We start from the raw sequence: 11379 nt of genomic DNA on the forward strand, positions 1-11379 counted from the left end.
TCCCGGCTCGCGGCAGCTCAGGCGAGCAGGCGCACACGGTTGCGCAGCACGCCGATGCCGTCGATCTCGGTCTCGACGAGGTCGCCGTCGGCGAGGAAGCGCGGCGGGTCCATGGCCATGCCGACGCCGCCGGGCGTGCCGGTGAGGACGAGGTCGCCCGGCCGCAGCAAGGTGAAGGTGGAGATGTAGGAGAGCAGCGCCGCGCAGTCGAAGACCAGCGTACGGGTGTCGGCGCTCTGGACGACCTCGCCGTTGACGCGGCAGCTGATCGCGACGCCCGCGGCGGGGTCGAGCTCGTCGGGCGTCACCACGACCGGGCCGACCGGCGTGGTGCGGTCCCACGCCTTGCCCTGGAACCACTGCAGCGTGCGGCGCTGCCAGTCGCGTACGGAGATGTCGTTGGCGACGGTGTAACCGGCGATGGCGGCGCTCGCCTCGTCGCGGCCGGCCCGGTGGATCGGGCGGCCGACGACGACGGCGAGCTCGGCCTCCCAGTCGAGGGCCACGTCGTCCGGCGCGACGATGTCGTCGTCGGGCCCGATCAGCGTGTCGGCGTACTTGGCGAACAGCGTCGGGTGCGTGGGCAGGTCGCGGCCGGTCTCGGTGATGTGGTCGGCGTAGTTGAGCCCGCAGCAGACCACCTTGCCCGGCGACGGCAGCGGGTTGACCGGACGCCAGCCGGTCAGCGGCTCGCCCGGCTCGGCGTCCTGGCCCGACTGCAGCCAGGCGCCCACGTCAGGGGCGGGCAGGCGTCGCCAGAGGCCGTCCACGAGGACCGCGGCGGTGCTCGTGCCCTCTCCCCTGGACATGGTGGACAGCTTCATCAGCGACTCCTCGGCAGGCTCGAATGTATCGTATTTTTCACGATCGTCAGATATTGTCAATATGCTAAGAAGTCGAGAGGAGCTCCCCATGAAGCCCGTCGCCGTCAACCCCGCGAGCCTGCCCAAGCCCAGCGGCTACTCGCACGGCACGCTGCACGGCAACACGCTCTACCTGGGCGGCCAGACCGCGCTGGACGCCGACATGCGCATCGTCGAGGGCGGCATCGTCGAGCAGTTCCGCCAGGCGTTCGGCAACGTGCTGACCACGTTGCGCGAAGCCGGGGGAGAGCCGGACGACCTGGTCAGCATCACCATCTACCTGACCGACGTCGAGGACTACCAGGCGCACGGCAAGGAGATCGGCGCGGTGTGGCGGGAGCTCGCGGGGCCGGTCTACCCGGCGATGGCGGGCATCGGGTGCACGCGGCTCTGGCAGCCCGAGGCCATGATCGAGATCATGGGCACCGCCGTGATCCCGCCGGAGCGGCTGAAGGTCTGACGAAGAAGGGGCGGACGCGAGTCCGCCCCTTCTTGCGGTCACGGCCGCCAGCGCACGTGACGGCTGGTGGGCTCGCCCTCGCGGATCAGCTGCAGGCGCGGCTTCGGGCCGTCGGTGCGTCCCGTCTGCGGCTTGCGCCGGCCGGCGCGCCACGGGTCGGGCCAGATCGATCCCGGGCCGTCGTACGACTGCTCGGCGGCGGCGTGCAGCGTCCAGTTCGGGTCGTAGAGGTGGACCCGGCCCAGCGCGCACAGGTCGGCGCGCCCGGCGAGCAGGATCGAGTTGACGTCGTCGTACGACGAGATCACGCCGACCGCGATCGTCGGGATGCCGGCCAGGTTACGGATCCTGTCGGCGTACGGGGTCTGGTAGGAGCGGCCGAAGGCCGGCTTCTCCAGCGGGCTGACCTGGCCGGTCGAGACGTCGATCGCGGCGGCGCCGGCGCCGGCGAAGGCACGGGCGATCTCGACCGCGTCGTCGGCGGTGACGCCGTCCTCCATCCAGTCGGTGGCCGAGATCCGTACGGTGAGGGGCTTGTGCGCGGGCCAGGCCGCGCGGATCGCCGCGAAGACCTCGAGGGGGTAGCGCAGGCGGTTGCGCAGGCTGCCGCCGTAGATGTCCGTGCGGTGGTTGCTGATCGGGGAGATGAACGACGACAGCAGGTAGCCGTGCGCGCAGTGCAGCTCCAGCAGGTCGAAGCCGGCGTCGTCGGCGTTGCGCGCCGCCTCGACGAACTGCTCCTTGATGAGCTCCATCTCGTCCGGGGTGAGCTCGCGCGGCGTCTGGTTGACCCCTTCCCGGTACGGCAGGGCGGACGGCGCGACGAGCTCCCAATTGCCGTCGGGGAGCGGCCGGTCGATGCCCTCCCACATCAGGCGGGTCGAGCCCTTGCGGCCGGAGTGGCCCAGCTGGATGCCGATCTTCGCCTGGCTCTCGCGGTGCACGAAGTCGGTGACCCGGCGCCAGGCGGCGGTCTGCTCGCGGTTCCAGATGCCGGCGCAGCCGGGGGTGATGCGGCCGGTCTCCGACACGCACACCATCTCGGTCATGACCAGCCCGGCGCCGCCCAGCGCCTTCCCGCCCAGATGCACGAGGTGGAAGTCGTCGGGGAGGCCGTCGACCGCCCGGTACATGTCCATCGCCGACACCACGACCCGGTTGGCGAGGTCGAGCTCGCCGAGCCGGAACGGGTGGAACATCGGCGGCGTCGCGGGCCCGTCGCCGTCGCGGGCCGGCTGCTGACCGGCGAACCAGGCGTCGACGCGGGCGACGAACTCGGGGTCGCGCAGCTTGAGGTTGTCGTAGGTGACGCGGCGGCTGCGCGTCATGATGTTGAACGCGAACTGCTCGGGGGCCTGGCCGACGTACTGGCCGAGGTTCTCGAACCACTCCAGGCTCGCCTGCGCCGCGCGCTGCGTGGACAGCACGACGGACTTGCGTTCGCTCTCGTACGCGGTGAGCGCCTCGTCCAACGTGGGCCGTTCGTGCAGGCAGGCGGCCAGGCTGAGCGCGTCCTCCATGGCCAGCTTGGTGCCCGAGCCGATGGAGAAGTGGGCGGTGTGGGCGGCGTCGCCGAGCAGGACGATGTTCTCGTGCCGCCAGCTGTCGTTGCGGACGGTCGTGAAGCTGATCCACTTGCTGTTGTTGGCGAGCAGCGAGGAGTCGCCGAGCTCGGCGGCGAACAGCTCCTTCACCCGCTCGATCGACCGCTCGTCGGACTCGCCGGGGGCGAGGGGCCCGGCCAGGGAGTCGAAGCCGGCCCTGCGCCAGACGTCCTCGTGCATCTCGGCGATGAAGGTGCTGCCGTGGGCGTCGAAGGGGTAGCCGTGCCCCTGCATCACACCGTACGGGGTCTCGAGGACGTAGAACTTGAAGGCGTCGAACACCTTGTCGGTGCCGAGCCACATGTACCTGCAGGAGCGCTGCTCCAGGGTCGGCCGGAAGGAGTCGGCGTACTTCGCGCGCACGGCCGAGTTGAGCCCGTCGGCCGCGACCACGAGGTCGTGGGTGGCGGCGAGCTGCGCCACGTCGGGCGCCTCGGCGCGGAAGTGCACCGTGACGCCGAGGTCGCGGCAGCGCTGCTGGAGGATCTCCAGCAGACGCCTGCGGCTCAGCGCGGCGAAGCCGTGACCGCCGCTGGTGAGCACCTGTCCGCGATAGTGGACGTCGATGTCGTCCCAGCGGGCGAACTCCGCCTCCATCAGGCGGTGGACGGCGGGGTCGGCGTGCTCGATGCCGCCGAGGGTCTCGTCGGAGAACACCACCCCGAATCCGAAGGTGTCGTCGTGGGCGTTGCGCTCCCAGACGGTGATGTCGTGCTCGGGGCCCAGTTGCTTGGCCAGGACCGAGAAGTACAGCCCGCCGGGGCCGCCTCCGATGACCGCGATCCGCACGCCGTCCTCCTCCTGTCATGATGAAACCGGCCTCAAAGTATCGCGCATATCGAACGATCGTCAACGAAGCGTAATGACATCCAGCCTATTGACATACTGTGACGGTCGTGAAAAATACGAGACATTCCATGGCGGGGTCACGCTCGCCCGAGTCCCGACCGAAACGGAGCCGACCCGTGGAGCCCGACTTCAGCAAGTACCGCCTCGAGGGCGACAACTCGATGTATCGACTGCCCAGCGGTCTGGTCGCTCCGGTCGTGACCCGCGGCGGCGGCGAGAGCGCGAACACCGCCGACTCCGGCGGCGCGCTCCGGGTCGCGGGGGTCAGCATCCAGCACACCCCGGCCACCAGGCTGTGGTTCGGCAAGGTGAGCAACGAACCCGGCTTCCGCTCGGTGTCCCACCACCACGGCGAGGCCGAGACCGGCGGCTACGTCCTGTCCGGCCGGGCGCGCATCTACTTCGGCGAGAAGTTCGAGGACTACGTCGACATGGAGGAGGGCGACTGGGTGTTCGTGCCGCCGTTCATGCCGCACGTCGAGTGCAACCTGTCGCGCAGCAAGCCCCTGGTGTGGATGACCACCCGCACCCCCGAGAACATCGTGGTCAACCTGCCCGACGTCGCCGACGCCGACCTGCGCGACTGGCTCGACCGATGACGGCCCGGCCGACCTCTGAGGTCTTCACGGCGGCGGTCACCCTGACGCCCGCCGAGCCCGAGCACTTCGACCTCGCCTTCACCGCCACCACACAGCCCTGCCCGTGGCCGAAGGCGTACGGCGGCGACCTGGTCGCCCAGGCGGCGGCGGCCGCGATGCGGTCGGTGGCCGACGGCAAGACGCTGCACTCGATGCACAGCTACTTCATGCGCCCGGCCGACATCGGCGCGGACGTGCGGTACGAGGTGGAGCTCCTGCGCGACGGCCGCGGCTACAGCAGCCGCCAGGTACGCGCCTACCAGCACGGCAAGCCGGTCTACGTCTGCCTCGCGAGCTTCGCCGCAGGGGAGCCGGGCGCGAGCTTCGCCGCGGAACCGGCCGACCTCTTCCCCGATCCCGAGGAGCTGCCCAGCTCGGCGGCGTACCTCGACGGGCGCGAAGGCGGCACGATGACCGAGGAGTCGAAGGGCTACTGGTCGACGGGCCGCGGCTTCGACATGCGGCACGTGCCCGGCCCGGTCTACCTCACCGTCGAGGGCAAGCAGCTGCCGCACCAGGCGGTGTGGATCAAGCCGTTCGACCCCCTGCGCAGCGTCGAGGGGCTCAGCGACGCGCAGCGCGACCAGGCCGCGCTCGCCTACGTCTGCGACTACACGATCCTGGAGCCGGTGCTCCGCGTGCTGGGCCTGCCCTGGGCCGAACCCGGGCTGGTCACCGCCAGCCTCGACCACGCGATGTGGTTCCACCGTCCCGGCCCGGTCGGCGACTGGCTGCTGTACGTCCAGGAGGCCGTCGCCGCCGACACCGGCCGCGGTCTCGGCACCGGCCGTTTCTTCACCCGCGACCACCGTCACCTGGCCACCGTCGTCCAGGAGGGCCTGATCCGCACCACCTGATCCGCCGCACCCCCTCGGCGGTTCCCGGAAGGACTTCTGCGTTGTCCCCTTCAGCCTCAGCGCACGTCGACACGTTCACGCGCGACCACCTGCCCGCGGCGCGGCTCTGGCCCACCCTCGAGTTCACCACCCCTGAGCTGCGGTACCCGACCCACCTCAACGCCGCCACGGAGCTCATCGACGTCGCCGTCGCCACCTACGGCGCCGACCGGCCCGCCCTGCGCACCCCCTTCGGGGAGACCTGGACGTACGGCGAGCTGCGCCGGCGCGCCAACCAGGTCGCCCAGGTGCTGACCGAGGACCTCGGCCTGGTGCCGGGGCAGCGGGTGATGCTGCGCTCGCCCAACAACCCCTGGACCGTCGCCGCGTGGCTCGGCGTGCTGAAGGCCGGCGGCGTCGTCGTCACCACGATGGCCGCCCTGCGCGCCCGCGAGCTCACCCCGATCGCCGAGCGGACGCTGCCCTCGATCGCGCTGGTCGACCACCGCTTCGCCGACGAGATGCGCGCTGTCCGCGACGCCGCGCTGCCGTCGCTGACGATCGTCGAGTACGGCGGCACGACCCCCGGCGACCTCGTCGCCAGGGCCGCCGCCAAGTCCGGCGAGTTCACCGACGTGCGCACGGCCGCCGACGACGTGGCGCTGCTCGGACCGACCTCCGGCAGCACAGGCGTGCCGAAGATCACCATGCACTTCCACCGCGACATCCTGTCCATCGACAACACCTTCGGCCGTCACGTGCTGAAGCTGGCCCAGGACGACGTGGTCGCCTGCTCGGCCCCCTTCGCCTTCACCTTCGGCCTCGGCATGCTCGTCGTCTTCCCGCTGCGGGCCGGCGCCTGCGTCCTGCTGACCGAGGCGGCCACGCCGTTGCAGCTCGCCGAGATCGTCGAACGCGAAGGCGTGACCGTGCTCGCCACGGCGCCCACGGCGTACAAGGCGATCCTGCGCGAGGGCGCCGAACACCGGCTCGCCGGGCTGCGGACCGGCGTGTCGGCCGGCGAGCACCTGCCGCGCGAGACGTGGGAGCGGTTACGTGACGGGCTCGGTCTCAGGGTCGTGGACGGCATCGGCGCCACCGAGATGCTGCACATCTTCATCTCCGCGGCCGGCGACGAGATCCGTCCCGGCGCCACGGGCAGGCCGGTGCCGGGATACCGGGCCGCGATCCTCGACGTGGACGGCTCCGAGCTCGGCCCCGGCCGGCCCGGACTGCTGGGCGTCATCGGCCCGGTCGGCTGCCGCTACCTCGACGACGCGCGCCAGCGGAACTACGTGCTGGGCGGCTGGAACATCACGGGCGACGTCTTCACCAGGGACGAGGACGGCTACTTCCACTACCAGTCGCGTACCGACAACATGATCGTCTCGTCGGGGTACAACATCGGCGGCCCCGAGGTGGAGGCGGCCATCGACACCCACCCCGACGTGGTCGAGTCGGGCGTCGTCGGCCGGCCCGACCCGGAACGCGGCTCGGTCGTCTGCGCCTTCGTGGTCCTGCGCCCGGGTGTAACCGGCGACGATGCCAAGGTGAAAGAGATCCAGGAGCACGTCAAGCGGGTTCTGGCGCCGTACAAGTATCCGCGCGACGTCCGCTTCTGCGACTCGCTGCCCCGCAACGTGAGCGGCAAGCTGCAGCACTTCAGACTGCGCGAGCTCGTCCAGGAACCGTCGTGACGTGTGGGCTGGGGTGACGCCCGCGCGGTGCGGGCGTCACCCAGGCTTCGCCTGACGATCAACTGGTGTACGTGTACCAGTAGTCCCTTTAGGTCACTCTTGTCCGTTGTTCTCGTGGTCAAAGACCACACCTATTAGGGAGAAAACGGGCACATGCGTACACGGCACAAGGTCGCGGCGATCGCGGCGCTCGCCGCCGCTCTGACGGCGCAGGGAACGGCCTCGGCGGACGCCGCCCACGGCCACCACCCGAAGCCGGCACTGGACCTGCAGGCGCACCGCGGCGGCATCGGGCTGACCGCGGAGTCCACGATCCCCGCCTTCGCCAGGGCGCTCGAGCTCGGCGTCACCACCCTGGAGCTGGACTCCCAGATCACCGAGGACGGCAAGGTCGTCGTCACCCACGACCGCCGCATCGACGGCCGTAAGTGCAAGGACACCGCGCCCGCCTTCCGTGACGACCCCGAGTACCCGTACGCGGGCAAGCTGATCCACGAGCTCACCCTCAAGCAGATCAGGACGATGGACTGCGGCTCCCAGACGCTCCCTGAGTTCCCCGGGCAGCAGGCCGCACCCGGCGCCCGGATGGCGCTGCTGAGCGAGGTCTTCGACCTGGTCAAGCGCTACCACGCCAAAGACGTCATGATGAACGTCGAGACCAAGGTCGAGGCGGGCGCGCCGAGCGAGACCGCGCCGCGCGAGCAGTTCGTCCAGGCGGTCGCCAACGAGATCCGCAAGGCGGGCATGCTCGACCAGGTCACCATCCAGAGCTTCGACTGGGGCGCACTCATGCGGATGCACGAGATCGAGCCCAGGCTGCCGCTGGTCGCGCTGACCAACCCGCAGTACGACGGAGTGCCGGGCACCGAGGTGTGGCTCGGCGGGCTGAACCTGGCCGACTTCGGCGGCGACCCGCTGAAGGCCGTCAAGTCCTTCGGCGCGACCGCGTTCTCCCCGACGCCGGGCACCCCGGAGGGCGCCGGCGTGAACGACGCCGGCTACCGTCCGTACGTCACCAAGCAGCTCGTGGACGAGGCGCACAGCCTGGGCATCAAGGTCATCCCGTGGACGGCCGACGACGCGGCGACGATGAACGCCATGATCGACGCCGGCGTGGACGGCATCATCACCAACTACCCGGACGTGCTCCGCAAGGTCATGGCCGACCGCGGCTACGCCCTCCCCAAGCCGTACACCCTCAAGGGCAACGACCACGGGAACGGTCACGGGAACGGTCACGGGAACGGTCACGGGAACGGTCACGGGAACGGTCACGGGAACGGTCACGGGAACGGTCACGGCCGCTGATCGCCGGCTGTCGGAATCCTCGCGAGGGGGAGGGGCGCTTCCAGCACGCGCCGACTGGCACTCCACCGAGAACCGTCCGGGTTTGCGGTGGAGTGCACTCCAACTTCTAGAGTTCTCCGCATGGCCAGCGCAATGCCGCTACCTGCGGCAACACTCACCATCACCGAAGTGGCGGAACGCACGGGACTCTCGCGCGACACCCTGCGCTACTACGAGAAGGCCGGGCTGATCGACGCCGTCGGCAGGTCCGCCTCAGGACGGCGCCGCTATGCCGCCGCCGACCTGGACTGGATCGACTTCGCGCTGCGGCTGCGCGACACCGGCATGTCGATCGCCGACATGCAGCGCTTCGCGGAGCTGCGGCGCGGCGGCGACTCCACCACGGCCGAGCGGCTGGCCATGTTGCGCGAGCACCGTGCCGCCCTCACCCGGCGGATCCGTGACCTGGAGGCGAACGGCCGCGCGCTGGACGACAAGATCGACCACTACGAGGGTCTGCTGGAGGACTCATGAACCACGACGACACGTACGCCCAGGGGCTGGAGACGCTGCGCCGGATCGACGGCGAGGCCGGCCAGAGGGTCGTCGACTCCCTGGCCGACATCTCGCCCGCGCTCGCCGAGCAGATCGTCTCCTGGGCCTTCGGCACGATGTACTCCCGCGAGGAACTGCCCCCGCGCGACCGGCAGCTGGTCACCCTGGGCGCGCTCACCGCGTTGGGCGGCTGCGAACCCCAGCTCGACGTGCACGTCAACGCCGCGCTGAACGTCGGGCTCACCCCGACCGAGGTGACCGAGGCGCTGCTGCACACCGCCGTCTACTGCGGCATCCCGCGGTCGTTGAACGCGATGTTCGTCGCGAAGAAGGTCTTCGCCGAACGCGGGCTGCTGCCGGTCACTTCCTGACGACCATCTTCGACGGGTCGACCAGGAGCAGCCCGGCGATGCCGACGGCCGGCAGGAGGGTGAGCTGCCACAGGCCGGCGCCGTCCCAGCCGAGCGAGCCCACCAGGCGGGCGAACAGCAGCCCCGAGAAGGCGGCGGCCACGTAGTAGGTGAGGATGAACAGCCCGGCGCCGCGTCCGACGTGCTCCGGGCGGACGGCGCGCTGCATGGCGGTCGAGCAGTTCGTGAACAGGAACCCGCTGGCGAACGTCCCCATGAGGAAGGACAGCAGGTACTGCTCCGACGGCGTCGTGGAGACCCGGTACATCAGGTACGCGGTCACGGCGGTCGCCGCCATGGCGAGCATCAGCAGGCGGGCCTGGTTCATCCGGTCGCCGAGCCAGCCGGCCGGCAGGGCCATCATGGCGCCGAGTCCGCCCATGGACACCGCGAAGGCCGCCTGGTCGGGGGCGAAGCCGAGCGCCTCGCGCAGGAACGTGGGGTAGAGCCCGAGGTAGCCGTAGAACACCAGCCCGGACACCGCGCAGGCGATCCCGACGCCGAGCGTGTTGCGGTTGTACGGGGACGCCGGCACGTGCTCGTACGACACCGCGCCGGGCGCGCCGCCGGTGCCGGTGACGGCTTCGGTCATGGTGCGCGACACGGTGGCCGCGATGATCAGGCTCATGACCAGGCCCGCGGCGGCGAACACGAAGAACGGCGCCCGCCACGTCCCCCAGCCGGTGGCGAGTTCGGAGCCGACGAGCGGGCCGAGGAAGACGCCGAGGCCGAACGCCACACCGACGACACCCGCGGCCAGCGCGCGCCGGTGGAAGAAGAACGCGCCGATCACCGCGTACAGGGCGGTGGCCTGGACGCCCTCGCCGATCCCGGACACCAGCCGGTAGGCGCTCATGTCCGCGAACCCGACGGCCAGGGGGATCGCGAGGGTGCCGAGGGAGTACACGAGCACGCTGACGAGGATGATCGCCTTGCGGGAGAGCCGGTCGGCCAGGTAGCCGGCCGGCGGCCCGGCGAGCGCGAGACCAAGGGTGAACCCGGTGGCGAGCAGTCCGCCCTGTTCGAGGGAGAAGCCCAGCTCGGTACGGATCTCGGGCAGCAGCGGGTAGAAGATCTGCCGGTCCATCGCGTTCAGCATGTACGAGGCGCACAGGACCGCGAAGCCGATCGCGATCGAGGTCTTGGTGAGCGTCGTGGGGGAGGTCTCGCCCGGGGACTGCCCGGTGGTGCTGCTCATTCAGCGCTCCTCTGTGCTGGAGGGGGGTGCGCCCAGCCGCGCCGCGCGTGCGCTCAGCCACGCCGCGCGTTCGGAGGCCGGGCCGCCGGCACGGGACCGCCGCACTATGGCGGACATTCGTCCGTACAGCGGTCGCTAGCGGGCTGGCCTCAGCATGATCCGCGCTCGCACGCGTGTCAAGAGTCCGATGTGCGAGGAATGAAACCAGTTTCGGACAGGTGTCCGCACGTTGTACCGCAGGGTCGGTCGCACCCGAGCGAGGGAGGTCGCCCATGTCAGCAGGGCGCGCGGGGCCGAGCCCGGGCAGCAGCCCGTACGCCGTCAGCGGGAGGGCCGTCCGTGCGGGAGAAGGTCGTGCTGGGCATGCGTGCGGACCCGTCCGCACGCATGCCGGTGCTCAGAAGGCGAAGCCGCCGGGACGGTCGTTGCGGTCGGCGATCAGCCCGGCCAGGGTGGCGAGGGCGATCTCGGCAGGGGTGCGCGAGCCGATGTTGAGGCCGATCGGCCGGTGCACCCTGGCGATCTCCTCCGGCGGCACGCCGAGCTCCGTCAGCGCCTGGACGTGCGGGCCGGTGTGCCGCGGGCTGCCCATGATGCCGATCCACCGGGCCGGCGACTTGAGCAGGTCGCGCAGGACCGGCCCGATCTCGTCACGGTGGTGGTCGGTGAGCACCACGTCGCACGTGGCGTCCACGTGGCCGCCGACCTCGGACACCGTCGTGAACCCGCCGGGACGGCGTCCGGGATCGGGCTCCATGAGCATCGTGCGGTACCCGAGCTCGGCCCCGAACCTCAGCAGGACCTCCGCCACCGGCGATGCGAAGACCGCCACCAGGGTGCGCGCCGCCTCCGGCGCGGGCCCTGTGCCATGGGCCACCTCACATGCCGGATCTTCTTCGTGGCTGTGCGTCATATCCGCACTCTGACATCCCCGGGCCGCGCACGGCCAGACAACGTGGCGCCCCGGCCGCGCACGGACGGA

At 70.7% G+C, this 11379-nt stretch carries 11 protein-coding genes; 7 read left to right on the forward strand and 4 right to left on the reverse strand.

Translation table 11 applies throughout. The features are described from left to right. Positions 1-17: 17 nt before the first annotated feature. Positions 18-824, reverse strand: a complete 807-nt coding sequence (locus tag BLR04_RS17395) for a fumarylacetoacetate hydrolase family protein (RefSeq protein WP_090765811.1) — start codon at positions 822-824, stop codon at positions 18-20. An 88-nt stretch (positions 825-912) separates the two neighbouring features. On the opposite strand from BLR04_RS17395, the gene BLR04_RS17400 reads away from it, so the two are divergent. Beyond that, positions 913-1323: a RidA family protein gene (locus BLR04_RS17400; RefSeq protein WP_090765814.1), complete on the forward strand. Its 411-nt coding sequence runs from the start codon at positions 913-915 to the stop codon at positions 1321-1323. Positions 1324-1361: 38 nt separating this feature from the next. Here the strand turns inward: BLR04_RS17400 and BLR04_RS17405 are convergent, their stop codons facing one another. Continuing rightward, positions 1362-3716 carry a bifunctional salicylyl-CoA 5-hydroxylase/oxidoreductase gene (locus BLR04_RS17405; protein WP_090765817.1) on the reverse strand — a complete coding sequence of 785 codons (2355 nt, stop codon included), beginning with the start codon at positions 3714-3716 and terminating at the stop codon, positions 1362-1364. Between the two features lie 176 nt (positions 3717-3892). On the opposite strand from BLR04_RS17405, the gene BLR04_RS17410 reads away from it, so the two are divergent. From BLR04_RS17410 to BLR04_RS17435, 6 genes are all read left to right on the forward strand, one after another. Continuing rightward, complete coding sequence (locus BLR04_RS17410) at positions 3893-4375, forward strand: cupin domain-containing protein (RefSeq protein ID WP_090765820.1); 483 nt, start codon at positions 3893-3895, stop codon at positions 4373-4375. After that, positions 4372-5271 carry an acyl-CoA thioesterase gene (locus tag BLR04_RS17415; RefSeq protein ID WP_090765823.1) on the forward strand — a complete coding sequence of 300 codons (900 nt, stop codon included), beginning with the start codon at positions 4372-4374 and terminating at the stop codon, positions 5269-5271. Before BLR04_RS17410 ends, BLR04_RS17415 begins: the two co-directional genes overlap by 4 nt. 41 nt (positions 5272-5312) lie before the next feature. After that, positions 5313-6947, forward strand: coding sequence for an AMP-binding protein (locus tag BLR04_RS17420; protein WP_090765826.1), 1635 nt, complete (start codon positions 5313-5315; stop codon positions 6945-6947). 153 nt (positions 6948-7100) lie between these two features. Next, the gene (locus BLR04_RS17425; RefSeq protein WP_090765829.1) at positions 7101-8255 is read left to right on the forward strand and encodes a glycerophosphodiester phosphodiesterase; all 1155 of its coding nucleotides are present in this window, start codon (positions 7101-7103) and stop codon (positions 8253-8255) included. Between the two features lie 132 nt (positions 8256-8387). After that, positions 8388-8768 carry a MerR family transcriptional regulator gene (locus tag BLR04_RS17430; RefSeq protein ID WP_342672283.1) on the forward strand — a complete coding sequence of 127 codons (381 nt, stop codon included), beginning with the start codon at positions 8388-8390 and terminating at the stop codon, positions 8766-8768. Further along, positions 8765-9160 carry a carboxymuconolactone decarboxylase family protein gene (locus BLR04_RS17435; RefSeq protein WP_090765836.1) on the forward strand — a complete coding sequence of 132 codons (396 nt, stop codon included), beginning with the start codon at positions 8765-8767 and terminating at the stop codon, positions 9158-9160. The genes BLR04_RS17430 and BLR04_RS17435 overlap by 4 nt, the downstream gene beginning before the upstream one ends. Here the strand turns inward: BLR04_RS17435 and BLR04_RS17440 are convergent. After that, positions 9150-10397: an MFS transporter gene (locus BLR04_RS17440; protein ID WP_090765839.1), complete on the reverse strand. Its 1248-nt coding sequence runs from the start codon at positions 10395-10397 to the stop codon at positions 9150-9152. The two genes, BLR04_RS17435 and BLR04_RS17440, sit on opposite strands and share 11 nt — an antisense overlap. A gap of 397 nt (positions 10398-10794) precedes the next feature. After that, the gene (locus BLR04_RS17445; RefSeq protein WP_245740308.1) at positions 10795-11274 is read right to left on the reverse strand and encodes an XdhC family protein; all 480 of its coding nucleotides are present in this window, start codon (positions 11272-11274) and stop codon (positions 10795-10797) included. Positions 11275-11379 lie beyond the last annotated feature (105 nt).

It is taken from the genome of Nonomuraea maritima, from assembly GCF_900100395.1.
In the GTDB taxonomy this organism is placed as follows: domain Bacteria; phylum Actinomycetota; class Actinomycetes; order Streptosporangiales; family Streptosporangiaceae; genus Nonomuraea; species Nonomuraea maritima.